Source organism: Flagellimonas zhangzhouensis (assembly GCF_900102925.1).
GTDB classification, from domain to species: Bacteria; Bacteroidota; Bacteroidia; order Flavobacteriales; family Flavobacteriaceae; genus Flagellimonas; species Flagellimonas zhangzhouensis.
The window spans coordinates 1,324,297-1,351,029 of the sequence record NZ_FNKI01000001.1 but is presented as its reverse complement, the minus strand read 5'-3'; the positions used below and the strand labels follow the sequence as shown (position 1 = coordinate 1,351,029).

General features: G+C 39.9%; 17 protein-coding genes. 6 read left to right on the top strand and 11 right to left on the bottom strand.

Features of this window, described 5'->3' with window-relative positions; all coding sequences use genetic code 11:
- Positions 1 to 106: 106 nt before the first annotated feature.
- Positions 107 to 2,263: a helix-turn-helix domain-containing protein gene (locus BLQ18_RS05850; RefSeq protein ID WP_090293449.1), complete on the bottom strand. Its 2,157-nt coding sequence runs from the start codon at positions 2,261 to 2,263 to the stop codon at positions 107 to 109.
- Positions 2,264 to 2,609: 346 nt separating this feature from the next.
- Here BLQ18_RS05850 and BLQ18_RS05845 point away from each other — a divergent pair, with 346 nt between their 5' ends.
- The 3 genes from BLQ18_RS05845 (at position 2,610) to BLQ18_RS05835 (ending at position 4,904) form a co-directional block, all read left to right on the top strand.
- Positions 2,610 to 3,317 (top strand): collagen-like triple helix repeat-containing protein, encoded by a 708-nt coding sequence (locus tag BLQ18_RS05845; RefSeq protein ID WP_090293448.1) that lies wholly within the window; start codon positions 2,610 to 2,612, stop codon positions 3,315 to 3,317.
- A gap of 18 nt (positions 3,318 to 3,335) precedes the next feature.
- A complete protein-coding gene (locus tag BLQ18_RS05840) occupies positions 3,336 to 4,016 on the top strand; it encodes a collagen-like triple helix repeat-containing protein (protein WP_090293447.1) in 681 nt (226 codons plus the stop codon).
- A 183-nt stretch (positions 4,017 to 4,199) separates the two neighbouring features.
- Entirely contained in the window at positions 4,200 to 4,904 is a 705-nt protein-coding gene (locus tag BLQ18_RS05835; protein WP_090293446.1) for a collagen-like triple helix repeat-containing protein, read from the top strand.
- A gap of 51 nt (positions 4,905 to 4,955) precedes the next feature.
- On the opposite strand, the gene BLQ18_RS05830 is transcribed toward BLQ18_RS05835, so the two are convergent.
- The gene (locus BLQ18_RS05830; protein WP_090293445.1) at positions 4,956 to 5,666 is read right to left on the bottom strand and encodes a gluconate 2-dehydrogenase subunit 3 family protein; all 711 of its coding nucleotides are present in this window, start codon (positions 5,664 to 5,666) and stop codon (positions 4,956 to 4,958) included.
- Positions 5,667 to 5,670: 4 nt separating this feature from the next.
- Positions 5,671 to 7,395, bottom strand: coding sequence for a GMC oxidoreductase (locus tag BLQ18_RS05825; RefSeq protein WP_090293444.1), 1,725 nt, complete (start codon positions 7,393 to 7,395; stop codon positions 5,671 to 5,673).
- A gap of 221 nt (positions 7,396 to 7,616) precedes the next feature.
- Between BLQ18_RS05825 and BLQ18_RS05820 the strand changes: the two genes are divergently transcribed.
- Together BLQ18_RS05820 and BLQ18_RS05815 are read left to right on the top strand one after the other, a co-directional pair.
- Positions 7,617 to 9,992, top strand: a complete 2,376-nt coding sequence (locus BLQ18_RS05820) for a S9 family peptidase (RefSeq protein ID WP_090293682.1) — start codon at positions 7,617 to 7,619, stop codon at positions 9,990 to 9,992.
- Positions 9,993 to 10,044: 52 nt separating this feature from the next.
- Positions 10,045 to 11,289, top strand: coding sequence for an NRAMP family divalent metal transporter (locus BLQ18_RS05815; protein WP_090293443.1), 1,245 nt, complete (start codon positions 10,045 to 10,047; stop codon positions 11,287 to 11,289).
- On the opposite strand, the gene BLQ18_RS05810 is transcribed toward BLQ18_RS05815, so the two are convergent.
- From BLQ18_RS05810 to BLQ18_RS05780, 7 genes are all read right to left on the bottom strand, one after another.
- Positions 11,290 to 13,236 (bottom strand): OmpA family protein, encoded by a 1,947-nt coding sequence (locus BLQ18_RS05810; protein ID WP_090293442.1) that lies wholly within the window; start codon positions 13,234 to 13,236, stop codon positions 11,290 to 11,292. It abuts the gene before it with no gap.
- 1 nt (position 13,237) lies between these two features.
- On the bottom strand, positions 13,238 to 14,227 hold the full coding sequence (locus tag BLQ18_RS05805) for a PorP/SprF family type IX secretion system membrane protein (protein WP_090293441.1): 990 nt from the start codon (positions 14,225 to 14,227) through the stop codon (positions 13,238 to 13,240).
- A 1-nt stretch (position 14,228) separates the two neighbouring features.
- Positions 14,229 to 19,550 (bottom strand): Calx-beta domain-containing protein, encoded by a 5,322-nt coding sequence (locus BLQ18_RS05800; protein ID WP_090293440.1) that lies wholly within the window; start codon positions 19,548 to 19,550, stop codon positions 14,229 to 14,231.
- A gap of 138 nt (positions 19,551 to 19,688) precedes the next feature.
- Positions 19,689 to 20,573: an ACP S-malonyltransferase gene (fabD, locus tag BLQ18_RS05795; RefSeq protein WP_090293439.1), complete on the bottom strand. Its 885-nt coding sequence runs from the start codon at positions 20,571 to 20,573 to the stop codon at positions 19,689 to 19,691.
- 105 nt (positions 20,574 to 20,678) lie between these two features.
- Complete coding sequence (locus BLQ18_RS05790) at positions 20,679 to 21,194, bottom strand: gamma carbonic anhydrase family protein (protein ID WP_090293438.1); 516 nt, start codon at positions 21,192 to 21,194, stop codon at positions 20,679 to 20,681.
- A gap of 56 nt (positions 21,195 to 21,250) precedes the next feature.
- Positions 21,251 to 21,982: a LytR/AlgR family response regulator transcription factor gene (locus BLQ18_RS05785; RefSeq protein ID WP_090293437.1), complete on the bottom strand. Its 732-nt coding sequence runs from the start codon at positions 21,980 to 21,982 to the stop codon at positions 21,251 to 21,253.
- Positions 21,982 to 24,213: a tetratricopeptide repeat-containing sensor histidine kinase gene (locus BLQ18_RS05780; protein ID WP_245668072.1), complete on the bottom strand. Its 2,232-nt coding sequence runs from the start codon at positions 24,211 to 24,213 to the stop codon at positions 21,982 to 21,984. The genes BLQ18_RS05785 and BLQ18_RS05780 overlap by 1 nt, the downstream gene beginning before the upstream one ends.
- 183 nt (positions 24,214 to 24,396) lie before the next feature.
- On the opposite strand from BLQ18_RS05780, the gene BLQ18_RS05775 reads away from it, so the two are divergent.
- Positions 24,397 to 25,566: a VWA domain-containing protein gene (locus BLQ18_RS05775; RefSeq protein ID WP_090293436.1), complete on the top strand. Its 1,170-nt coding sequence runs from the start codon at positions 24,397 to 24,399 to the stop codon at positions 25,564 to 25,566.
- Between the two features lie 84 nt (positions 25,567 to 25,650).
- Here the strand turns inward: BLQ18_RS05775 and BLQ18_RS05770 are convergent, their stop codons facing one another.
- Positions 25,651 to 26,646 carry a PorP/SprF family type IX secretion system membrane protein gene (locus tag BLQ18_RS05770; RefSeq protein WP_090293435.1) on the bottom strand — a complete coding sequence of 332 codons (996 nt, stop codon included), beginning with the start codon at positions 26,644 to 26,646 and terminating at the stop codon, positions 25,651 to 25,653.
- Positions 26,647 to 26,733 lie beyond the last annotated feature (87 nt).

The window sequence follows — 26,733 nt, the reverse complement described above, 5'->3', positions numbered from 1 at the left end:
ACCTTTGAAAAAAATTTATATCACTTTCAAAAAATGGTCATTTAACAGAAAATTGGGGAAATAAAAGTCGAAATTGAGATGCATTTGAGTTGCCCAACTAAATTGACTAATTAATCGGGTTAATGGACAAGTTTAATGAGGATTGCGAAGGAAGCAGATGTTGTTGCTGTATTTCAATAAATTGTTGCTCATCTCGATACGGGTCATATTGTGAATAGCCATTGAACAGCATCCAACTCATATTGGGTTTACCTAAATAATAATACATGGAATCCCTTCGACCCAGAGCGGCATATGCAAAGGCCTTATATGCATTACCCATGGGATATGAGGCTACTTTGTCCGCTTCTTCCATCCTGCCCATTTTGGCTAAGACGGTAGCTTTCAGATCATGTCGGCTTGCTAAAAGACTATCGTTAGCGATTAACAAAGCTTGACTGTAGTCCTTTTTAAATAAATAATAGAAAAACAATTTATACAGCTGCTCTTGTTTTGTTCCGATAGTTTTAAAATCTTTTGATTGACTCAATTTCCATGCTTTTTCAAAATCACCATTGGCAACAAGATGAAAAAAATAACTATACACAAATGAAGGTTCCAAAGCATAGGCTTTTTCATAATATGAAACGGCCAAGGTTTCATTATTAAACACTTGGTCATAAATTCTTCCCACTTGTTGATTTAATACCGCATTTTGATAAGACGACATTTTAACACTGTCTTGCAGTGCTTCCATATACACAGTTAACATTTGCCTTCTATCGTTACTTCGATAGGCGACATTTTCAGATTTTTGATAAATAATGGCCAACTCATCAATGATCGGTGAAATCTTCTCTAAATAAATTTCCGCTTCATTCAACAGTCCATTGAGCCGCAGAGCCTCCAACTTGTGAAATCGATGGTTTCGGGATAAAGGATCCAACTCGGCTGCAATATTTATGTACATCAAGTATTTTTTTTCGTCTATGTAATCATCATTCTTACCATAATACCAAGCCAATTCAAAATTCACAATGGCATTATTGGGATCAATGGCAAGAGCCTTTTCCAAACTTTCCAAACCTTTTTGGGGCTGATCAAAAATTTCGTATTCAATAATTGCTCTGGAAACATGGGCAATTACAGTGTTGGAATCCAATTGAAGCGCCCTATCAATATTGGTGAGACTTTGATCCAAATAAATGGAATCCTTTTTATCATTATGAATGAATTTATTTATTTGGGCATAGGCCATTTCTGCATAGGCATCGGCAAAACTGGAATCTAAAGTTATGGCTTGTTTTAAGTATTGAATGGAAGACTCAAAATCCCAATTAACCGCCATTGCGGAAGCATTGAATTCTTTTCCTTTTAAATATAATTTGTACGCCTCCATATTACCTGTAGGCACCTTTTCCAATAATAAGGAGTGTTTTGGATCTATAGACACCTCCAAAAGTTTTGCAACTCTTGTGGATACCTCTTGTTGAATCTTAAAAAGTTGATTCATTTCCTCATTAAAAGATTCGGACCATAGAGCCACTCCCTCTGCATCTACCAAACGCACATTGATCAAAATTCGATTGTTAAACTCGCGAACTCCTCCTTCCAAAAAATAATCGGCCTTGAGCTCTTTTGCAATTTCAGGGATGCTCATTAAAGATTCCTTATATCGTGAAGTTGAAGTTTTGGAAATAACCTGGAGTCCATTCAGTTTGGACAGTTTTTCTGAAATATCCACTGAAATCCCGTTACAAAACCAACTATTGTTCTTATCCTTGCTGATGTCCTCAAAAGGCAAAACAGCAACAATTGGCTTTTTATCTTTAGAGCTAACCACCATGCCCCTCAAACTGAATATTACCGCAACAATCAATAATATAACAGCTCCAACTAGAACAATATTATTTTTTGAAATGGGAGCTGTATCTCCTTTTTCATCGGTATAAATATGATGTTTTACTTCTCCTGGGGAATAGCCATACTTGGCCTTAAAGCATGTGGCAAAATAGGCTGGACTGTGAAAGCCCACTTTATAGGCAACCTCTGAGACCGAATTCTCGTCTTCCTCAAGAAGGTCCATGGCTTTCTGCAAACGAACATCCTTTATAAAACGGTTTACTGAATTACCGGTATGCTTTTTTATTTTTTTATAGAGCTGGGATCTACTGGTTCCATAGAGTTTGGCCAATTTCTCCACACAGAATTGTTCGTTATCGAAATTTTCACAGATAAGACGCGAAATTCGTTCAAGAAATCGATTTTTATTTTCAGATTCCATGAGAACAAAATGATTTATGGCAATGCCATTATTTTTCAGAGGAATAGTATTAAATTAATAATATTTCTTCATTTTATTGTTGATTTTATATTTATTTAACACTTATAGGAAATTACTCTCAATTTAAAAGAGTTAATACTATAAATAACAAAACGAGATTACCAAAAACACTACTCGACCATTCCTATTCCAACAAAATTAATTTGTGTGATTTTTCTCCATTCTTTTTGCTATTGGTGAAGCCAAAACCATCATCCGTCAATCAGCCGCCCATATCCATCAATTACCCCAAAATTTCACCTGTGGCTTAGGGTAATTTTGACTTCATAACCTTTAAAAAAACGAGATGAAACTAATTAAACTTTTTGGCTATGTGTTCATTGCCATGAGCATAACATTGACTTCTTGCTCTGGAGAAGATGGAGAACAAGGGCCAGCTGGAAAAAATGGAGACCCAGGTGCCCAAGGAGCGACTGGTGACCAAGGAGACCCTGGACAAGACGGTACAGACGGGCAGGGCTTTGATGAACTTGCCCAATACGGATTTATTACTTTGGAATTGGAAGGAGTTAGAAATGATGGAGTTGCTTTCACAGATTCCAATACTTTTAAGTTCACCAATACCCAATTTGCCGAAACTCAAACCAATGAACTTTTAATAACTGAAATTGATGTAGATGAAACTTTATATCAATCTAAAATTGGTCGATTCTTAAGCGCACCGGATAATGCATACCAGAATACCTTAATCTATATGGAAATAGGAATCATTAACCCAGGCCAAGATTCTGAAGCATTGGTACAATTTAATTATGGCTTAACCAACTATGCAGTTATTGGTGACGACAATAAATATTTTGTTTTAGATCACATATACAATGGTACTGACCCAGAAATCCAAGATCTTCTAGTTTCTGATATTGTTTTTGAAGACGCGGACAACCATTTAACTTTTTCATATGCATTTACCATTACGGCAACTGGAAACTCCACAGGAAACCCACTCAATGTATCTGGTATTGTGGATGTAAATGTTTTAGAACAAATCCAGTAATCCTTAAAACAGAAAACAATGAAAAAAGCCACTATTCTTTGTATTTCTTTGCTGGCCCTAAGCATAGGATTTGTTTCTTGTTCTGATGGTGCAGATGGTTTGCCAGGCACAAATGGTAATCCTGGAGAAACTGGACAACCTGGATCAAAAGGAAATCCTGGAACTGATGGAACCAATGGGGAAGATGCATTGGGTTATGAAGAACTCACCAAATATGGATCAGTAACCGTAAATTTAGAAGGCACCAGACCAGATGATGTTCCCTTTGAAAATACCACCGAATTTAAGTTTTCGAATACTGAGTTAACGGATGGTATCTATATTGAAAATAATATTACTCTTCTATACAACGCTCGATTTTTAAGTATACCAGATGACACATATCAAAATGTATATCAAGAGGCATTTTTAGCTGTCGAAAATTTAGGAGGAGAAATTGAAGCATTGGATAATTTCTACTACATGATTACTAATTTACCTATCATTGGTGAAGACCATAAATACTTTGTATTAAATCTCACCTTTGGCCAAAACGACCCTTCCGACATTATTCAAGATTTTGTATTTGACCCAAGTGACAACCATCTAACTTATACATATTCTTTTGCAGTAAATGCAGCAAACAATTCTTCAAATCACGACTTAAATGTTTCTGGTGAGGTTGATGTTTACCTATTAGATGAATTATTAGAAAATTAGATTATTACCCCAACCTAACCATTACTTCCCTACCCTGTGCATGAATTCGCACAGGGTTTTTTGTACCTATTTCCCACATCATATTCCAAATATTGTATCCATCAAACCATAAGTGGCATCCATCAATTGGAAACAAGTACAAGCGTAGTTTTCTTCTACTTTTAAACACATTGTTTTTTAATTATGAAAATTCAAAAAAGTCTCAGTACACTTCTTATTTGTTTAAGTCTAATGGTATCCTCCTGCGCTGGAGAGGATGGTTTGAATGGAACACCAGGCAAAAATGGAAATTCTGGAGACCCTGGACTTAATGGTGCACCAGGAAGCAATGGTCTAAATGGCAGCGATGCAATTGGATTCGATGAGCTTACAAAATTAGGCTATGTGGTTTTGGAATTGGAAGGTACACGCACAGACGGAGTAGCCTTTACCGATTCTACCTCCTTTCAATTTACCCCGATCGATTTGGAAATAGCGCTTACTTCCCACTTGGAATTTCAAGACACACCCGACGGCACTTTACACCAATTTTATGGAGTACGATTCTTAAGCATACCCGATAACAGTTATCAAAACACCTACTTCTCTTTTAACATAGATATGCTAAACCCTGGTGAGGAAAATATGCAGATTAAATCATTTTCCTATTCGCTTACCAAATATGCCGTTATTGGGGACGACAACAAATACTTTATCCTCACCCAAACACATAATAACCAAGGTCCTGAGATTCAAAATTTAGAAATTACCGATGTATCGTTTGATGCTACAAACAACCATCTTGTTTTCTCCTTTTCATACACCATTGTTGGTACTGCAAATGCAACGGGAAATCCGCTTCAAATGCAAGGTTTTTTAGATGGCTATTTCTTAGAGAAAATTCAATAACAAAAAAGGGGCGCACTAAAGTGCGCCCCTTTTTACATTATCAAAATAATATTAAGTAATCAAATTACCTTTCTCGTCCCATTCTGCGATTACGCCTCGTTTGCTTTGGTCCACACATTTGGCCAACCATTCCTCTTCGTAGGCCACTCCGTGCTGTTCCAAAACATCATCAGGAACTCCATCCCAAACATTTGGCATATTTCCTTTATACCCAATTTCCTCAATACCAATTTTGGAGGTATAAAATCCAGTCATGGTCAAATTACGGATCAAGGAAAAGAAATTCACTTCAAAAGGGCGCTCATTACCTGGTACTTCTGGATCATAATAAGCAATTTCATCCAGAATAGCCTTTTGTTGCTCTACCGTAGCGTCTTTAAATTCCACTGAATTTTCGGTGTTGCATTTATGATCCAACCACATCAATCCACCTCGGATATCAGGCTGATAAGCTGGAACATCCTTCGCCATAAATTCGATAAAATCCACTACCTCAGCATCCGATGCCGCCTTAAATTCTTCGGAGGCAGGCAAAATAAGGTCGCACAGAATGGTCAGTGTAGCTATTTCATGTGGATTTAAAAATTGCTCATCGTGTAATTCTTGAATCAACTCTTCTTCCAAAGGCACACGTCCAGGATAGGTGATTTTTGGCGATTCCACCAACTGTTCAGTTTCACCCGAAGGCTTACAACCATGTATGGCCAATCCACCAGCCACGGAACCCAGTACTATCGATTTTAAACTTTTTCTTCTGTCCATGTCCTTAAATGTTTTGTTGTTTCAATTGATCCACAATGTATTCAGAAGCTCTCATGGAAAGTGCCAAAATGGTCCACGTACAGTTTTTATCTGCCTGTGAGGTAAACGGTCCAGCATCCACAATAAACACATTGTCCACATCGTGCAACTGTTGGTATTTGTTGGTCACCGAATTTTTAGGGTCATCCCCCATTCTTGTGGTTCCTACCTCATGGATAATGTTACCAGGGTTGTGGAGTCCATAATTGGTGTCCTTACCTGGTTTTTCACCCATAAACTCACCGCCCATATTGGTTAAGATTTCCTCAAAAGTATCTTGCATGTGCTTGGCTTGGTTGATCTCGAACTGCGACCATTTGTAATGGAAACGCAATACTGGAATACCAAATTCATCCACCGTGGTTGGGTCTATTTCACAATAATTATCTCTTCGGGCAATGGATTCTCCACGTCCCGCCATTCCAACTACAGCACCATAATATTTTTTGGCATCGCTACGCAATACATCACCATAACCACCTACTTTGGTTCCAAAGAATTTATTGAATTCGTTGGCATTGAATCCGAAACCATAACTCGGCATGCCCATTCCACCCCAAACTTCAATGTGATAACCACGTGGGAAATCCAATTTGGAATTATCGCCCCACCAAGGTGAGTACACGTGCATACCCCCTACGCCATCTTCATTGTAAGATACCTTTCGGTTCATCAAATCAGGAATAAAAGCGGCTCTATCAGCACCCGTGGAATCGTGAAGATACCTACCTACCACATCACTGCTGTTACCCAATCCGTTCGGGTGTTGCTTACTTTTTGAATTTAAAAGGATTCGTGCAGAACTACAGGCCGAAGCACCAAGCACTACCACTTTTCCTTTCAATTTATATTCCTTTCTGTCCTCTTTGTTGATATAAGAAACTCCCGTGGCCCTACCTTCTTCATCCGTGGTAACTTCGCGAACCATGCAATTCACAAAAAGGTCGATTTGACCACCATTTTTCTGGGCTGGGAAAATCAAACAAGTACCCGCGGAGAAATCCGCATATACCTGACAAGCTCGGTTACATTGTCCACAGTAAAAACAAACGCCACGATCGTTGTTGATTTTTTTGGTCAACATCGATAATCGGGATGGATATACTGGGATATTACTTTTTCTTGCACCTTTTATATAGAAAAGCTCATGCAAACGTGGTTTTGGAGGTGGCAAAAAGAACCCATCGGGATCGTTGGGCAATCCTTCATTGGTACCAAAAACCCCAATCATCTTATCAACTTTATCGTAATAAGGCTTTACATCGTCATAACTAATGGGCCAGTTATCGCCATGGCCATCCACATCTTTGTGCTTAAAATCCTTTGGACCAAATCGTAAGGAAATACGCCCCCAGTGATTGGTTCTACCACCCAACATTCTAGAGCGGAACCATTCAAATTGGGTCCCATCTTTTTGGGTGTAGGGCTCTCCTTCAATATCCCATCCACCATAAGCTGCATCAAAATCGCCAAAAGGACGGAAACGGGTGCTTTTTCCCCTTCTTGGACTTTCATAAGGCCATTTTAACTGGGTTTGGTGTTCGGGCAGTGCTGGGTCAAAAAACGGACCTGCCTCCACAACGGCCACTTTTAGACCAGCTTCAGACAGCACTTTTGCCGACATTCCACCTCCTGCTCCCGAGCCAACAATAATGGCATCGTAAACAGTTGAGTTTTCAATAATTTGCATTGATTTGATTTTGGTTTAGTTTAATTCTTTGTAAATCAAAATATTGAATCCCACACAAACGCCTTGACCAACATTTTGAATGTTTTAAAGATACTTTTTCTGAACAAAAACTTGAGCCCTTTTTTAATTTTTCCTTAGGATTTGATATCGAGACTAAATCAATAAAATACGCGATATTTGAAAAAGTGATTCAACCAAACCAACTAAAACGTCAAAAACCAATGGGAAAATATAATATCCTCCTAGCGCTGATTTTATTATCATTTCATAGTCTTTCCGCTCAAAAAGGAAACAATTCTGTTCTTAAAATAAAAGACATAATGCAGGGGGACGACTTTGTGGGGCACCTACCTTCGGGAGCTTACTGGTCTACCAACAGTGAAACCTTATATTTTGATTGGAACCCTGACGGGGCTATGAGCGATTCACTGTATGCCTATTCTTCAAAAGATGGAAACATCAACAAAGTTGGATTTTTGGATGCCAATGCCCTTCCATCATCCAGACTTACCTATAACAAGGAAAAAACGAAAGCGCTGTACACTAAAAACGGGGATGTTTTCTTGTTGGATGTTGCAAGCTATTTAGCAAAACCTATTGCAAAAACTACCAAATGGGAAAGTAATCCTCATTTTACGGATAATGGAAAAAGTGTTGCTTTTGTGCAGGACGGAGAATTGTTCACTTGGGATATTGCATCTGGAACCCTGGAACAAAAGACCAATTTTGTAAAATCGAAAGACTCCGAACCCAAAAGAGATTCCAAAGACGAGTGGTTGTACCAGGACCAATTGGACATTTTTGATGTATTGAAGGAACGCAAGGAAAAGAAAGATGCGGGAGACAAAATCAATGAGCAGTTAAAAGAGTTACAACCTATAGAATTGGTGACTGGCAGTAAACGAGTAATCGGCCTTCAAATAGATCCTTCGGGAAATTATATCACTTATACCTTAATGGATAGACCCAATTCAAAAGGGACCATTGTACCCCATTTTGTAACCGAGTCTGGCTATACCGAAGATCAAAATACACGTTCTAAAGTCGGTGACGAACCTACCAAATATGAAATGTTCGTTTACGACATTAAAAACAGAACAAGCTACCCAGTGGTTTTGGATAATTTGGAAGGTTTGGATTATGTACCTGAATACACTAAGGATTATCCAGACAAACCTTATGAAAATGAAGACCGCATTGGAACCATAACTGGACCTACTTGGAGCACTGATGGCACTAAAGCTGTTTTGGATATTCAGGCGAACGATTATAAAGACCGTTGGATTGTATTATTGGATCCAAAAACAGGAAAAGTAGATCAATTGGACCGCCAGCATGATGAAGCATGGATCGCAGGTCCTGGAATTGCACGATGGGGAGGTGGTTCTCTTGGTTGGATGCCCGATGAAAAAAGCATTTGGTTTCAATCTGAAAAAACAGGCTACTCGCATTTATACACTTTAAATGTTTCCACTAAAAAAGCAAAAGCTTTGACTTCTGGTGAGTTTGAGATTTATGATCCTTTTATTTCCAAGGATGATAACCGTTGGTATTTTACATCAAACAAAACACATCCAGGAGACCGACAGTTTTACACCATGTCTTTAAAAGGAGGCAAATGGGAACAATTGACTGGCATGGTTGGTAGAAATGATGTGACACTTTCTCCCGATGAGAAGAAAATGGCCATTTTGTACTCCTACTCCAATCAACCTACAGAACTTTATGTTCAAGATAATCCTGTGGTTACAGGAAAAGAAACAACTGCGGAAAAGATTACCGATTCCTATACCGATACATTCAAAAATTATAACTGGAAAGATCCAGAAATCATCACTTTTAATGCTGAGGATGGTGCTGAAGTACATGCTAGACTTTATCAACCAGAAAGCACCGTAAAAAACAAGGCAGCTGTAGTTTTTGTTCATGGCGCTGGTTATTTGCAAAATGCCCACAAATGGTGGAGTTCTTATTTTAGAGAGTATATGTTCCACAATCTTTTGGTGGACAATGGATATACCGTACTCGATATCGATTACCGTGGAAGTGCTGGTTATGGACGCGATTGGAGAACAGGAATTTACCGTTATATGGGTGGAAAAGACCTTTCAGACCAGGTTGACGGAGCCAAAATGCTGGTTGAAAAATATGGGATTGACACGGACAAAATTGGAATCTATGGGGGTTCTTATGGTGGTTTCATCACTTTAATGGGAATGTTCAATGCCCCTGAAACCTTTAGCGCAGGTGGTGCCATTAGATCTGTTGGTGATTGGGCCGCCTACAACCATGGTTACACTGCTCGTATTTTAAATACTCCCGCTACGGATAGCATAGCTTACAAACGCAGCTCTCCCATTTATTTTGCGGATGGCCTTAAAGGTGATTTATTAATCCTGCATGGTATGGTAGACGACAATGTACATTTCGAAGATATGGTTCGACTTTCACAACGTTTAATCGAATTGGGTAAAGAGAATTGGGAAATGGCAGTTTATCCTGTTGAGCGTCATGGATTTGTGGAACCCAGCAGTTGGACAGATGAATACACACGTATTTTTTATCTCTTCGAAAAGTCATTGCTGAACAAAAAATAAAATTTCAGTAAAAAAACATATCTTCCACTTGAAAAATTAACAAACAAGCTGGATGAAAGCATTGCTGAAAGCGCTGGGCCCTGGACTCTTATTTGCCAGTATGGCCATTGGCACCTCACATTTGGTATTATCGACCAAGGCAGGTGCACAATATGGTTGGGTGATGGTTATTCCAATTATCTTGGCCAATCTGTTCAAGTACCCATTTTTTGAGTTTGGTATTCGATACACTACGGTTACTGAAAAAAGTTTGATTGAAGGGTATTCCAATTTGGGGAAAACTTATTTATGGGTCTATGCTATCATAACCTTGATTTCCACTTTTACCGTTTTGGCAGCACTTTATGTGGTTACCGCAGGATTGTGCATGAACTTATTTAATGTAACCTCGGTAGGAGCGGATATTGTTTCACTCCTTCTATTCCTATTCATAAGTGTTTTGTTGATTGTTGGGAAATATCGTTTTTTAGAAAACTCCCTAAAAGCGGTTATCACCATTCTTTTTGTGGCGCTTTTGATCACTACGGTAATGGTATTGCAAAAAGGACCTGTTCCCGATGCTGCCAACTATCAACGTCCAGAAATTTTTAACGAGGTTGGCATATTATTTTTGATTGGATTGGTTGGTTGGATGCCTACTGCGGTAGAGGCTTCTGGTTGGGTAAGTATGTGGGGGATGGAAAACTTAAAGACCATGAAAAACAAACCTACCTTGAAAATTGCACTTCAAGAGTTTAATGTGGGATATATATTAACAGGGATTTTGGCCTTGTTTTTTATGATTATTGGTTGGATGACCCTTTATGGAACGGGAACCGAATTGAGTGGTAGTTCCGTTGTGTTTGCAGACCAATTGGTGAATCTTTTCACAGTTCACATAGGAAATTGGGCCTACTTTTTTATTGCCGTAGCGGCTTTTGCCACCATGTTCAGTACGTGTATGACAGCCCATGATGCTATTTCAAGGGTAAGTGTGGATGTCTTGCAAAAACTCTATCCGAACCAATCCCTTTTCAGTAATAAAAATGCATTTACGGCAATGGTTTTGGCTATGGCAATCATCAACTGGTTGGTAATCATCCTTTTTAGTGCCAACATGGGCAATCTTGTAGGATTGGCCACTTTTGCTTCATTTGTTTTGGCTCCTTTATTAGGGTGGATGAATTTAAAAACGGTGACAAGCAAAGACATTCCGATAGAAAACCAGCCAAAATTGGGCTTACGTATACTTACCTATACGGGCATGGTATTCCTAACCTTGTTTGCTTTGTATTACTGTTGGATGCTTTTGATGTAATTAATCAAAAAGTACGTTGTCGTTAAGCACAACAATCAATGAGCGTTGGTTTTGTTTGTGCAACATTTCCAAACAATAGACCCCATTGGTACAATTGTTCAAAATCTTTTCCTCACCATATCCGATGGAGTATAGTATACTGCTCGAAGGTACACCTTGCTCCACTAAATATTTTTTAATGGCATCGGAACGACCTTGTGTTAGTTTAAAATTGGTAGAACTCCCCCCCCTACTATCTGTGTAGGTTTCGATACGCAATTGCACTTCTGGGAAAGCTTTTACAAATGCTACAACTTCATCCAACTGGGTTGTAATTTCTGGAGTAAGCTGAACAGAGCTTGTAGTAAAATAAAAATCATCCGTTTTTACCACTTTCTGCCCCTCTCTTTCCTCCACTAAATCATCATATTGGGCCATCTCTACATTCAATCCATTCTGTTGGATGCTATCAAGTTGCTCTTGGTCAAATCGCTCAATATACCTTGAAAACCTTTCTTTGGTTCCTTCCAGAACCAATTCATCGGCTGCAGGGACTTCTATGCGATAATTACCATCTTCGTCGGAGTAAGTTTCAGCAATCATTTCCCCATCCATGTTCCATAATCTAACAGCAGCTTTTTCAACCACCTCAGATGGGTTATAGGGTTTTAGTACTTTCCCTTTAAAAGTTATTGTTCGTAATCCAGGTTTTTCATCCACTTTAAAACCATAAATATCATCTTTACCTTTTCCACCAGGACGATTGGAAGCAAAATACCCTAAAAGTCCGTCTCCTTCGTTTCGAATAATCAGACCAAAATCATCAAATTCTGTATTGATTTGTTCTCCAAGGTTGATGGGAATTCCAAATCCTTCACCTTCAACATTGGCTTTATAGATATCCATTCCACCCAATCCATAAAATACATCAGAGGCAAAGTATAAGCTGTTCTCGAAAATAAAGGGTGCTATTTCATTCCCCGACGAATTGATTCGAGGTCCTAAATTGATTGGTGCGGACATCATTTGCCCATTATTGGTGTACACAAAATAAATGTCGGTTCCGCCATAACCATCTTCAAAATCAGCGGCAAAATATAGCTTGCCATTGGAATCATCATAAAATGGATAATAGAACGAAGTGCTCAAATCCTTCAATAACCCTTGATATGATCCATTGACACTTTGCTTTGCAATGGACAAGGCATTTTTACCATTATCATCAAAAGCGAGCTCATCGTCATCAGTGGTATTGGACAACACATAAAAAACACTGTTCAATGCCTCGGAATATGAAGGTGTGGCTTTATGATAATCTGTGGCACTCAATATGCCGAATTCCTTTACGGTCGAAACTTGCCCATTGGCCTGTATTTCGGACTCATAAATATTAAAAAAACCTTCCCCTCCTGGTTCAAATTGCAACTTTTTGTTTGCAGAACGCGCACTGGTGAACAATAATTTATTGTTGTAAAAACTTGGTGAAAAATCGGTCTGAGCGCTATTTCCTTCCAAATTGAATATTTGATAGTCCAATTCGTTTTCGGCCGACTCGTTTGCCAACAATTGATTGTTGAATTCCATATTCTCCATCAATTCCTTTGGAAATGAAGTTGACATGGTGGTCAAATAGGCCTGTTTTTGTTCCTTATCCGCCGATTTGGACAAACTCTGGAGCATTTTATTGTAATGATGGGAATCCATCAAAGTATCCTTCTTATAGATTTCCAAATAGGCTTCGCTGGCCTTATCAAAATTATCTGTTTCGAAATAGGCATCGGCCAAATTCAAATACTGTTGTTCGGTTAAAGACCCTTCAGAAATTTGCTTTTCGTAGGCGGCAACCGCTTTTTGGTATTCGTATTGAAAGAAAAGAACATCACCCGTAGATTTTTTTTGAGCAAAGCCAAAACTTATTCCCAAAAGGACTACACATAGGGTTAAACGTATATTTTTTGTTCTGTTCATTTTAGAAAAATCTTGGGGAATCTATTTGTTTGCCTTTGTTTTTTGATTTCTTATCCTTGGTTTTGTTCGTTCCCGAACCAAATCCGCCTCTACCAATGTAGAATTTCAATATTGCTTCATGGGATCCGCCGCTGTATTCACCTAAACCATTGGTGTTGTAATCATAAGAATACCCTATAAACATGCCATTGGAAATCTGGAAACCTGCCAAAGCACTCACCGCATTGTCGAATCTATAGGAAGCTCCCAATGTAAGGGCATCGATAAATTGAAAATTGGCGGATAGGTTGAACGTAACTGGTGAACCTTGTAAATAGTTCATTAAAAAGGCTGGCTTGAACTTGGTTCTATCCCCCAACTGAAATACATAACCACCAATGGCATTTACCTGCATATTGTCCTCCACAATAGTTGCCACCTCATTATTATAAAGTGCATTCGTCAAGAAATTAGGAACCGAAAGCCCTAAATACCATTCTTCTTCGTGGTACATAAACAATCCTGCACCCACAGTTGGGTAAAAATTGGAATAGCTCCCACCTAGAATAGACTGATCGGCAGGATCTTCAAATGTTCCTTTGGAATAATCTATTTTAATGTTGCTACCCCCTGCATTCAACCCAAAAGACAACTTTGTTTCTTCCGACAATTGAATTTGATAGGAATAAGCAATATCAAAATACGTTTGATTGGATGGCCCAAGTTCGTCACTGACAATATTAATTCCCAATCCCATTTTTTTGTTGCTGAAAGGAATATTGGCACCAGCCCTGATTGTTGTCGGTGCTCCTGGAATATCGACCCATTGGGCACGGTACAATCCTATAATTTCTGGACTTTCCACCGTACCTACATAAGCGGGGTTAAAACTCCCAATATTATACATGTACTGGGTATATTGAGGTTCTTTCTGGGCATGCAACAGACTTATCCCACCCACAAGCAATAACAAAATGAAATAATATGTACGCAATGCTAAGTTTTTATTCATTTTAATTATCCCTTACAATTTGAATCCAACCTTTAACCACATCACTTCCGTCTCCATTTAGGTCTAGAATATAGAAATAGGTACCTTTTGGCAAATCACCATTTTTACCAGTTCCGTCCCAAGAACTATCATATCCATTCATTTGGAAGACACTGTTGCCGTATCTATCAAACACCTCAAAGGTATTATTAGGAAACTGTTCATGACCTACCAAAGTCAATCTATCGTTAATGCCATCATTATTTGGTGAGAAAATGGTACAGATTGTTCCAATATCTTCACACTGGCTTCGATTTACCTGAACTGATGCTGAATCTGTATTGTTATTGGGCTCTAAATCATTTGGAAATGACGACACCAAACTTGCCGTATTTTGAAGGGTTTCCACCAAAGTGACTTGAACTGTAATATCCAAAGTGACTATTTCTTCAGCCCCCAACTCATCAATCAACCATTCTCCAGTATTCGGGTCGTAGGTTCCAGTTGAAGCGGAATGGGATTGATATTCAAATCCATTGCCCAAGACATCACTCACGACAACATCCAACACTCTATCCAAAGTGGTATTCTCCACAGTAATGGAAAAGGTTACATTTTGATTCAAAAGTACCTCAGTCCTATTGACCTCTTTCGTAATTGCCAAATCGATATCCGCTGGATTACAATCAGGCGTTAAGAAAGGATCACATGCATCCAATGGATCTGTTGCATTTTCAGGCACAGCAACTGTATCGGGATTGTCAATCACCAATACTTCTTCTCCGTCGGTCAAGCCATCACCATCGGTATCAGGATTGTTTGGATCGGTTCCAAGGTCGGCTTCTTCCCCATCGGTAAGGCCATCCCCATCGGTATCAGTTATACAATCACTTACAGAAATAGTTACTTGTACAGTCGCATTTGTACATGGTGCCACAGCTCCAGTTGTAGTATATTCAAACACATAATTGCCTGCTGGCAATCCAGCAAAATCTACATTGTTTTCGGCATCAACAACCAACGCTCCCTCAGAAGGGTCGGTAAAAATAGCCCATGTGCCTGCATCTGCACTAGAAAGGGTGGTATCCAAATCAACACTATTTGGACCTCCATTACCCACTACATTACAAGCAATGGTATTGGTCGGTGTTCCCACATTGGGTGAATCGTTTATTTCTGCTACAACCTCTACACGCTCGGTTTCGCATCCGTTGGCAGAGGCCGATACATAAAAAGAAGTGGTTTCGGATAGGGTATTGGTTGTAAAAGTAGCACTCGTACCCACTAAGTTTCCTCCTGTCGCTGCATCGTACCAATTATAGGTAATAACACTTTCATCGGCCACAGTTGCAGTCGCGGTTAATGTTAAAATGGATGGTCCACAATTGGAATCGCCCATAGTGGTTTCAATTACTGGCGTGAAATTACGCACCAAGGTCAAATCCAAAACAGGACTGGCGCAATCATTTACATCATCGTAATAAAATCCGTAATAGGTTCCAGGTTCTACCACTGTACTGCTATTTAAATGGGCTCCCGTATCGGTTGGAATATCACTTGTACTCCAAGTTAAAACGGTCCCTGTAGGAGCAGTTCCAGAAACATAGCTACTTAGATCGGTGTTTACCACATCGCAAAATTCAATGGTAGTATCATCACCATTAAATTGAGGCGCTGTGTTCCCTGCATTACAAGGACCAGCACAATCGTTAACCGTAACTGTTACATCCACAAATTGGTTAGCGCAAGGTGCTACAGCCCCTGTGGTGGTATATCTGAAAAGATAATTTCCTTCGGGTTGGCCATTAAAATCAACTGAATTAGTTCCATCGATGGAAATTGAATTTCCTGCTGGAGATGTCAACAATGTCCATGTTCCAGCATCTGCCCCAGTTAAAGTAGTATCCAAATCCACAATAGTAATTCCATCATTTGAATTGCTACAGGTAGCCACATTGTTTGCAGTACCTGCATTTGGAGTTGTACTTTGGGTTAAGGTTACGGAAACCGCTGGACTAAAACAATCGTTCAAACTATCATAAAAGAAACCGTAGTAAGTTCCAGGAGCGCTTACCACACTTCCTCCCAAATAATCTGCACTAACAGAAATATCTGAATTGTTGCTCCATCTTAAATCCGCTCCTGCAGGGGCTGTACTTGAAATATAAAAGTCCAAATCTTGATTAAAGGCATCACAAAATGCAGTGGGCACACCACCATCCAAGCTCGGAGCTGTAGTTCCCGCATAGCAAGTTTCCTTTGTCACATTATCAATCGCTGTTGCGCCATCTCCGTTCACGTTTGACAGCACAACGGAAAGCGTGATTGTACCGTTTCCAAGATTACTTAAATCAATTCCCGTTATTTGCTGGTTCGAAGTTGAAATTGTTCCCAAGCCCGTAATTGGGGCACCACCTCCATCACTACTAAAACTATATTCGTAATCAGCACCTACTTCTGCCCCTGAAAATGTGAACCCAATATTGGTGTCATTTCCAGAGTTGATAGGGTCTTGGTTTATGGAAACACTATATCCCGACGGAACAGCAACAAATTTGGTCGAAGCATCAACCGCTACTGGGCCAGCACCATTATCGTTGGTCAATGTCACACTCAAGGTAATGGTTCCATCACCCAAACCACTAAGATTTACACCTGTTATCTGTTGTGATTGCGATGTGATTCCTCCCGTGCCTGTTACATTACTACCTCCACCACTGCTGCTGAAAACATAGTTATAGGTAGTTCCAAAAACCGCGTTTGAAAAGGTGAAACTTATGTTATCCTCATTGTTTGAAGTAATCGGATTCTGATTGATGGACACACTATACCCAGTTGGCACAACTGTATTTTTTATTGCGGTATCTGTAGTTGCGGGCCCTTCGGTACCCAAAGCATTGCTTATAATTACAGAAAGTGTAATCACTCCATCTGGCAAGCTACTTAAATCAATACCCGAAACATTTCTATTTGCAGTAAGTACAAATCCATTACCGGTTACTTCTGCCACATTGCCATCTCCATCACTGGTGAAAATATAATCAAAAGTGGTCAAAAAAGTAGGCGCATTAGCCAGGGAAAAACTTACATTTTCATCGTTGGTAAGATTGATAGGGTCTTGGTCAATGGTTACTGTATATCCACTTGGAGGAACATCATCTTCACTTTCAATTGTGACCGTTGCTGTATTTGGAGCACCAATGGTGTAACCCGACCCTGCCTCAAGGGCAACAATTACCGTTTCATCCAATTCGGTCAATGCATCATCTAAGGGATCAACAACGATAACTGCGGTTTGTTGTCCATCAATAATATTTACGCTCCCTGACAATGTCACATAATCATCATCGGGGATGGCATCGCCCGAAACAGAATAATTTACAGTCAACGTGGCACCTGTGTTGTTCACCGAACCTATATCCACAGTAAATATACCTTCTGTTGTACCCAATTCCGTTGCAGTATCATCCGTTGCGGTGATCGTAGCAATTGGACTGTCCTCACTGATTATGGTCACCGTAGCGTTGTTTGGACTTCCAACCGTATACCCAATGCCCGCATTTAGGGTCAAGACCACAGTTTCATCAATCTCAATTTCGGTATCATTAACAGGCGTAAGAAGTATCATGGCACTACTGGAATTGTTAGCAATCTCAACCGTACCAGTCAATGCGATAAAATCATCTCCAGAAGTAGCCGTTCCTGAAACCGTGTAATCTATCGCCAAAGGTGAACCGCTTATATTCGCAACATCAAGGGTTACCGTGTATTCTCCTGTGGTGGTTCCAGACTCGGTAGATGTATTATCTGTAGCGGTAATCGTTGCGGTTGGAATATCTTCACTTACTATGGTCACCGTTGCCTCGTCGGGATTGCCCACCGAATATCCTGTGCCAGCCTCAAGGTTCAAGATTACCGTCTCATCGACTTCAACCTCTGTATCGTCAATAGGCGTAAGCAAGATTGTAGCACTACTTGAATTGTTGGCAATTTGCACACTACCAGTAAGCGCAATAAAATCGTCTCCAGAAGTAGCTGTTCCAGAAACTGAGTAGTTAATTGTCAAAGGTGATCCGCTGATGTTGGTAGCATCCAAATTCACAGTGAACTCACCCGTAGTAGTGCCTGTCTCAGTCGCGGTATCGTCGGTTGCGGTTAGTGTTGCCGTAGGATTATCGTCATCAATAATAGTGTTTGTCGCCTCAATATTTGCGGGCACATCCAATTGGGCCAATCCACTACTAATTCCAGTTAAAGTAATTATTACAGTTTCATCCCCTTCAACAATTACATCCTCCAAAACATTAATTCCAATTTCAGCCGAAGTATCGCCTTGGGGAATGGTTAGGGTACCGGACAAGGTTGAATAATCATCACCTTCCGTTGCTGTTCCTGAAACACTATACGTTATTTCCGTGTCAACAGGCGATACCGAAGTTTGGGTAACTATCAAAACTCCATCTGTAGGTGGCCCCCCACCATTGTTTTCGGCCCCATTTGTATCGTTGGCAATACTCACTGTTACGACATCCTCACTATCAATGGTCACATCTGCCGACGTAGGACTTCCTAAAGGAAAGAGGGTTTCGTTGCTTGTTCCTGTAATTTCAAGGCGCACAAATTCCTGTTCTTCTATTTCAGAATCGTCAACAGGTGTAAGCAATATAGTGGCCGTTTGATTGCCTGCGGTAATATTTATGGAAGTTGGAAGGGCATTAAAATCAGTAATTTCATCAGCTGTTGATGCATTGGCAATGTTCAAATCGACAGTGATATCCCCACCAGTTCCATTAACAGCCCCCAAATCAACTTGAAACGCACCAGTATCCGTACCAACTTCAGACGCACTGCCATCAGTAGCGGATATAGTCACATCGCCTGTATCATCATTTAAAATGCTATAGACCGTTGTTGAATTAGTCCCTGGAATAATATCTCCTGTTGCATCACCTAAGGCAAACTCAATTGTTTCGTCAAGCTCAACAACGTTCTCATTTGATATTGATAGAGTCGATAAATCAAATACATCGGACGAATAATTCCCTGCGGGGAAATCTATAACCTGGGGAGATGTAAAACCATAATCCACACCAGATGTTGCTGTTCCCAAACCTGTATCAAAAACTTCAATTGAAGCGGGTGCCAAAATTTCTCCAGTAACAACAATCTGTGGAAAGTTCCCACCACCAGCTTCATTATCTGAACTTGCGGCCTGTGTAAATTCCACCGTGATTTGCCCATACCCCAGTACAAATCCAAAAAGAAAAAATAAGAAAAACCAAAGACCGCCAGAACCAATAGCGGAACTTGGTGCCAAAGAGGTTGATTTTAGCATTAATTGCATTCTCGTGCGTTTCAGTTATGTTCTTTGTTGCCTGCTTGTAGTTAGTTATTTGGGGATTTCAATAATACAAAAAAGGCAAGGAAGTTCCTTGCCTATTAGTTTAAATATCTGTTTATTCGGATAAACGGGTTCGCCCGTTTACGAAATTTCTGCAGAGCTTGTTTCGGCTTCTCTGTGAATTTTCTTCACCAACCCTTGTAAAACCTTACCTGGCCCTACTTCAACAAATTCCGAAGCCCCATCTTTCACCATTTGTTGAACGCTTTGTGTCCACTTAACGGGAGCAGTCAATTGCAGTATTAAATTCTTTTTGATTTCCTCTGCATTGGACACTGCCGTAGTGGTTACATTTTGATAAATGGGACAACTTGGAACTTTAAAATCGGTGGCTTCAATCGCGGCCGCCAATTCCTCTCTTGCGGGTTCCATTAATGGTGAGTGAAAAGCCCCACCAACTGGCAATAGCAAGGCTCTTCTTGCCCCTGCTTCTTTCATTTTTTCGCAAGCAATATTCACAGCGTCCACTTCTCCTGAAATCACCAATTGCCCAGGGCAGTTATAGTTTGCAGGCACAACAATTCCTTCAGTCTCGGCACATAATTTTTCCACCACATCATCTTCCAATCCCAAAACGGCAGCCATAGTACTGGGTTGAATTTCACAGGCTTTTTGCATAGCAAGTGCACGTTGTGAAACCAATTTTAACCCATCCTCAAAGTTTAGGGTTCCATTGGCCACCAAGGCAGAAAATTCCCCCAACGAATGCCCTGCAACCATATCAGGTTTAAAGCTTTCACCCAAAACTTTACTCAATATCACAGAATGCAGAAAAATGGCAGGTTGGGTCACTTTTGTTTGTTTAAGGTCTTCGGCCGTACCTTCGAACATGATATCGGTTATTGGAAATCCTAGTATTTCGTTAGCTTTTTCGAACAAATCCTGTGCTTCGGAATGGTTTTCATAAAGATCTAATCCCATACCTAAAAATTGCGCGCCTTGTCCTGGAAAAATATATGCTTTCATCTTAGTTTAGTTTTAAAGTGGAACAAAAATAGGCAATATTAGATTTATGGATTGTCCGATGGTTAGAGGTTTGGATTTTTTGATTCTTGGATTGGCAAGCTTTATTTAATCCTCTTTGAACCAGCTCGAATATTTCACATAATTGTTGGCGATGCGGTCAATCTCCCCTTTACTCAATTCGGGACTAATGTCCTTGATTTTCTTGGCGGGCATTCCAGCATAAATACTGCCCGATTCCACATGGGTTCCTTTGGTAACCACAGCTCCTGCCGCAATAATGGAATTGCTTTCCACCACACAATCATCCATAATAATGCTTCCCATCCCTACCAAAACATTGTCCTTTATGGTACAACCGTGAACAATGGCATTATGGCCGATGGAAACATTATTTCCGATGGTGGTCGGAGATTTTTCATAGGTGCAATGAATCACAGCACCATCCTGTACATTTACTTTATTTCCCATTTTTATAAAATGCACATCACCTCGCACCACCGCATTAAACCATACACTGCATTGGTCTCCCATAGTCACTTCACCGACAATGGTTGCATTTTCGGCAATAAAGCAATCGGTTCCCATTTCTGGACTTTTGCCCCTAACGGATTTTATTATCATTCTAATAGATTTTGTAAAGTTGAAAATGGACTAATGACAGCCCACGATAAGACAATTTATTGAAAAAATGAGAGTAAATCGGCCTTTTTGGATGCGGAAACGGAAAGTTCTTTACCATTGGACAAAATCACACTTCCTCCCTTGCCCTTTTTGTATTTGACCACTTCGGAAACATTGACCAAATAGGACTTGTGAATTCGGGCAAAAGGATAGGGTTTTAGGGCGTCTTCAAAATATTTCAATGTCTTGCTCACCACGATTTTTTTCTTTTCCAGATAAATTTCGGTGTAATTATCATCTGCCTTGCAAAAGTAGATATCGCCCACTTCCAATACCTGAAATCCGTCTTGTTGGGGCAATGTTATTTTTCCTTCTGCACGAATTGGTGCAGTTTGAAGCACTTGTCCCTCTAACGCATTTTCCTTTTCCTTGATGTCCTTTACATAATCCACCGCTTTGATCAATTCATCAATATTTATGGGCTTCATTAAATAATAAGCTGCATGGTGATTCAAGGCATCAATGGCGTATTGATTGTATGCGGTCACGAATATGGTCTCAAAGTTTCGTTCTGGAATTTTATCCAATAGGTCAAAAGCATTACCAAAAGGCATTTCCACATCCAAAAAAACCAAATCGGGATTATGCTTTTTAATTTGCGCCAAACCCTGTTCAATATCAGCGGCCTCTCCCAACAATTTTACCCCATTGCAATACTTTGCCAAATAGTTTCGGAGTATTTCCCTACTATTAGCCTCATCCTCGACAATTATTGCGGTTAGCTCCATTATTTTTTCTTGAGTTTTAGAGAAACTTTGGTTCCCGTTTGGTCTTCATTTAAATCGGAAATGGAAACTTCCACCCTGTTTTTGTACATATCGTTCAAAATCTGGATTCGTTTTTTAATGTTGCCCATTCCCTTGGATTTTTGCTTGCGCTGATTGGCCGTTTTAATGGCTGCGGATTTTTTTCTTCCAATTCCATTATCCTCAATGGTGATTTCCAACATATCATTCGTCAATTGGTCCACCTTAATATGTAAAAACCCTTTTTCTTCTTTATAACGAAGCCCGTGCCAAATGGCATTTTCAATATAAGGTTGCAATAACATCGGTGGAATTTGAAAGGCATCAACATCCACTTTATCATCAACCTTAATTTTGTAATCGAATTTATCCTGAAACCTAGAATGTTCCAATTTCACGTAGAGCTCCAAAAGTTCCAATTCTTGTGTCAATGAAATAAAATCTTGCTCGGAATTCTCCAGAACACTTCGCATCAACACCGAAAATTCACTTAAAAAGCGGTTGGCGCTTCGCTCATCACTCTTGGCGATATAATTGTTCACCGAATTGAGCGCATTGAAAATAAAATGCGGGTTCATTTGGGTACGGAGTGACTTTAAAGCCAAAAGGTTGTTGGCCAATTTTTGCTGTTTGTTGCTTCGGTAGTATAAAAATGCGGTAAAGGCCATTAATGCAATCCCGAAAATTAAAGAATAGATGATCCATTTTTGACGCTTGCTGGTTTCCTCATATAATTGTTGCTCCGTGACAGCCAAACTGTATTTGCTCTGATTGAGTTCCCGTTCTTGCTCCAAACTCGAAATCCGATTTTGGGTGTTGGCAATTTCGCGACTAAAACGTGCTGCTTGGGATATTTCTTGTTCTTTGCGCACATAAAGACTATCTACAACCGCCACATAATCTTGATAGGTCTCCAAAGCCTTGGTGTAATCGCCTTTATTGCGATACACTTCGGATAATTTTCGTGTGGCATCTTTTTGCACCACCAGATCATCTTCCTTATCGGCTTCCACAATACTTTTTTCCAAATATGGGATGGCCTCGTCCAATTTTTCTTGAGCGATGTAGGCATTGGCAATTTTGTAGTTTATACGTTGCGAAGTGATGGTGTCCGCCCTAGACACTCCTCTACCTTCAACTGGAGCACTAGGACGTGGTAATTGGTTCAGTTCAGACAAACTTTGTTTACGCAATTGGATTTCATCATCATATCGACTTTTTTGATTGTAAAAATCGGCCACCTTTTCGCTCTCTTGGATCATACGTTCAGGAGCTACCTTTTTGGAAAGGCTCAAGGAGTTTTGATAAAACCCCTCTGCTTCAATCGAACGATTTTCACTGGCAAATGCCGCTCCCATTTTAGAGCTTAAATCAATTACTTTAGGAGAAATCTGGTTTTTTTCGGCAATCACCAAACCCTGTTGATAGTATTCTTGAGCGTCTCTAAGTTTGGACATTCCCTTATTGGCATCCCCTAAAGCTTCAAAAAGTTCCACGCGTTGATAGGGCACCATGTTTTTGACATCTACCAAGGGTAACAGCATTTCCTCCCCCTTTTGAAAATCTCCATTTAAAACATAAACTTGTCCCAACAAAAGCTTGGTTTTGTTCGATTCTCGAGCAGCCAGTGCGTCCTTAAAATTGGTGATTGCTAAATCGTACTGCTCATGATACATATAAATCTCACCAAGTGCTGAGAGTGACTTTGCCAATTCTGTTTTATTTCCCGAACTTCCCAAGGGTTCAATGGATTGCGCGATGAAATCAATACTCTTTTCTAAATCCGTTTTCTTATAAAGATTCGCAGAATCCAAAAAACGCTGATGATCGGCCAGCGAATTCCTCTCACTTATGGATTCCTTTTTTATGCGTTGTGAGGAACGTCTATCACTGTAGCCTTCCACCAAAACATCCACATCTTCATTGGAGGTGATTCGGTGGCGCACTGTTTCAAATTCAGGGCTTTCAAAAATGAGTACATCTCCAAGGGAAGCTTTAATTTTAAATTCTCCCAAACTATTGGTGAAGGTATAATTGCCCCTATCGGTGGAAACTTGAACCTGCGCAATGGGGGTGCGATTTTCTTTTCCCATTACAGAGCCTTTGATTTCTATTTGATTTTGGTTGTTACCCATTTGGGCAATTCCAAAAACAGAAACCAGCATCATTACAATTAATATGTAAATCCTTTTGACCATAACTTTAGTAAACATAGTGCATCCCCCGCGTTTTAAAAAATGGGGCAAACCAGAATACTCTCCAATTACCTATTCTTTTTCCTGACTTACGAATCCAATTGGTACGGTCACTCACTCCCTTGGTTCGTTCCCTCATTCCCAATTTTAATTGAAAAATGTTGCCAATACTTTTAGGGCATCATTTAAAAACATTGAACTATGAAACATATCAATCAATTATTAGGAACAGCTTTTGCTTTAATGGTCACCGCATCGAGTTATGCATGTAACCTTAAAGCTCAAGAAAGCACAAACACCACCTTAATTACTTCAACTGTAGCCGAAAAACCTGCAAAACAATATGTGAAAATTGCATTGCTTTTGGATACGAGCAATAGTATGGATGGACTGATCAACCAAGCCAAGGCCCAATTGTGGGATATTGTGAACGAGTTTACCCATGCCAAATGCGGCAACGATTCCAGACCTCTACTTCAAATTGCATTGTATGAATACGGAAACGATAATCTTTCTGCCCGTGAAGGATACATTAGACAAGTTTTAGGCTTTAGTGATGATTTGGATGAGATTTCTGAAAAATTATTCTCTTTGACCACCAACGGCGGAGAAGAATATTGTGGCGAAGTGATTCACACTTCCTTAAAACAATTGGAATGGGGCAAAAATGCCGATGACCTTAAAATGATCTTTATTGCAGGTAACGAACCTTTCGACCAAGGCAAATTGAATTATAAGGATGCAACCACAAATGCCAAAGAAAAAGATGTTATCGTAAACACAATTTTCTGTGGCAATTACGAACAGGGCATCAACACCCATTGGAAAAGTGGAGCAATTTTAACGGGCGGTGATTATATGGCCATCGACCACAACAGGCAAGTGGTGCATATTGCAACTCCTTATGACGATATCATCATTCAACTAAATGCCAAATTGAACAACACCTATGTTTCCTATGGATCTGTTGGTTATGCGAAAAAGGAACTTCAGGCTGTGCAAGATGCCAATGCTGCTGAATTGGAAGAAGCAGTAGTGGTAAAACGTGCTGTGAGCAAAAGTTCCAGATTGTACAAAAATTCGCAGTGGGATTTGGTGGATGCTGTAGAAGATGACGAGGCTGTACTTTCAAAATTGGATGAAAAAGATCTCCCAAGTGAACTGAAAGGAAAATCCAAAAAGGAGATTACCGAATACATTTCTTTGAAAAAAGAGGAACGGGAGAAAATCCAAAAGGAAATCCAGGAATTGAACTCAAAGCGTGAGATGTACATTGCCGAACACCAAAAAGAGGAAGCTGGTGAATTGGAAAATGCCATGCTATCTGCCATAAAGGCTCAAGCTTCCAAGAAAAATTATAAGTGGGATTAGGTTGAAATTGTCACATCGAGCGCAGTCGAAATGCCACCTGGTTCTCGACTTCGCTCGAACTGACATCCCAAAATAAATAATGATTTAATTATTGGCCGCTGGACAATAACAATCGTATCGCTTACCATCATCGCTCTGGCCGAAATCGTAACCTATGGTTATTTGATGAAAACCTCCATTGTCAAAACGAATATCACCAGATTGGTACGAATAATTATAGGAGAACAAAAAGCGATTTACATTCACCCCAACGATTGGTGTAAACAATTGCAAACGTTGTTCCCCAAACTGAGCGTTGGATTGGTATTGGGCCCCATCAAAACTTCTGCGGTAAGAAAGTCCTCCCCAAATTGTTCCAAAACTCACATCACGGTACACTTTGGCATTTAGATCCACTGTTTTTTCCTTGGTAAAATCCGTCATCTGGAACAAAATGGACGGTTCGATTCTGGTTTTGCTTCCAAAAACATACCCTACAGAAAAAAGATACCTTCTTAAGTTATCAAACTCCGCAGCACTGTATAAATCCCTTCCCGATCCCAACACATTTAAAATAGCGGCATGGGCATAAAATTCGAAGAGGTTATATGATGCACCAAGATCCACATTAAAATAGCTGGTTGTATTCTTAACTCCAGTTACCGCAGGATCTGGAATCACCGACCTAAATTCGGTTTCATCCAGGCTACTTAAAATGATACCTGCACTCAATCCAAGTGACAATTGGTTCAGGGTTCTAAAATCGCCTCCCAATTGCAAATGGTGCGCATAGGTTCCTTTAAATCCTGTTTGGGAATGATAACCGTTGGAATCGTTAAAAAGAATTCCTCCTATTCCACTTCGCTCCCCAACTCTGGAATTGATATTAAATGTCTGAAGATTGGGTGCCTCATCCACACTGAACCATTGTTTTCTTGCAGTAAGTCGAATTTTGGTTCCCTCTGCAATACCTGCCATGGATGGATACACCAAATAATAGTTATCTGCGAGATAATCGAAATAAACTGGAATACCTTCCTGTGCCTTGGCAAAAGTGCTAAAGCCCAAGGCTATTATAAGTGAGGTTAAAATGCGTCTCATGTGACGTTTGGGGCTAATGGTTGTGTTTTAACTGCATTTAAACATTTAGATAACGATTTGCAGGGTACATTATTATAATATTTTGCT

Coding starts and splice junctions, on each gene's coding strand:
- BLQ18_RS05790 (WP_090293438.1), bottom strand. CDS start 21,194: ATGATAATAAAATCCGTTAGGGGCAAAAGTCCAGAAATGGGAACCGAT.
- BLQ18_RS05815 (WP_090293443.1), top strand. CDS start 10,045: ATGAAAGCATTGCTGAAAGCGCTGGGCCCTGGACTCTTATTTGCCAGT.
- BLQ18_RS05840 (WP_090293447.1), top strand. CDS start 3,336: ATGAAAAAAGCCACTATTCTTTGTATTTCTTTGCTGGCCCTAAGCATA.
- BLQ18_RS05770 (WP_090293435.1), bottom strand. CDS start 26,646: ATGAGACGCATTTTAACCTCACTTATAATAGCCTTGGGCTTTAGCACT.
- BLQ18_RS05805 (WP_090293441.1), bottom strand. CDS start 14,227: ATGAATAAAAACTTAGCATTGCGTACATATTATTTCATTTTGTTATTG.
- BLQ18_RS05830 (WP_090293445.1), bottom strand. CDS start 5,666: ATGGACAGAAGAAAAAGTTTAAAATCGATAGTACTGGGTTCCGTGGCT.
- BLQ18_RS05835 (WP_090293446.1), top strand. CDS start 4,200: ATGAAAATTCAAAAAAGTCTCAGTACACTTCTTATTTGTTTAAGTCTA.
- BLQ18_RS05820 (WP_090293682.1), top strand. CDS start 7,617: ATGGGAAAATATAATATCCTCCTAGCGCTGATTTTATTATCATTTCAT.
- BLQ18_RS05775 (WP_090293436.1), top strand. CDS start 24,397: ATGAAACATATCAATCAATTATTAGGAACAGCTTTTGCTTTAATGGTC.
- BLQ18_RS05800 (WP_090293440.1), bottom strand. CDS start 19,550: ATGCAATTAATGCTAAAATCAACCTCTTTGGCACCAAGTTCCGCTATT.
- BLQ18_RS05810 (WP_090293442.1), bottom strand. CDS start 13,236: ATGAACAGAACAAAAAATATACGTTTAACCCTATGTGTAGTCCTTTTG.
- BLQ18_RS05785 (WP_090293437.1), bottom strand. CDS start 21,982: ATGGAGCTAACCGCAATAATTGTCGAGGATGAGGCTAATAGTAGGGAA.
- BLQ18_RS05845 (WP_090293448.1), top strand. CDS start 2,610: ATGAAACTAATTAAACTTTTTGGCTATGTGTTCATTGCCATGAGCATA.
- BLQ18_RS05850 (WP_090293449.1), bottom strand. CDS start 2,263: ATGGAATCTGAAAATAAAAATCGATTTCTTGAACGAATTTCGCGTCTT.
- BLQ18_RS05780 (WP_245668072.1), bottom strand. CDS start 24,213: ATGTTTACTAAAGTTATGGTCAAAAGGATTTACATATTAATTGTAATG.
- fabD (WP_090293439.1), bottom strand. CDS start 20,573: ATGAAAGCATATATTTTTCCAGGACAAGGCGCGCAATTTTTAGGTATG.
- BLQ18_RS05825 (WP_090293444.1), bottom strand. CDS start 7,395: ATGCAAATTATTGAAAACTCAACTGTTTACGATGCCATTATTGTTGGC.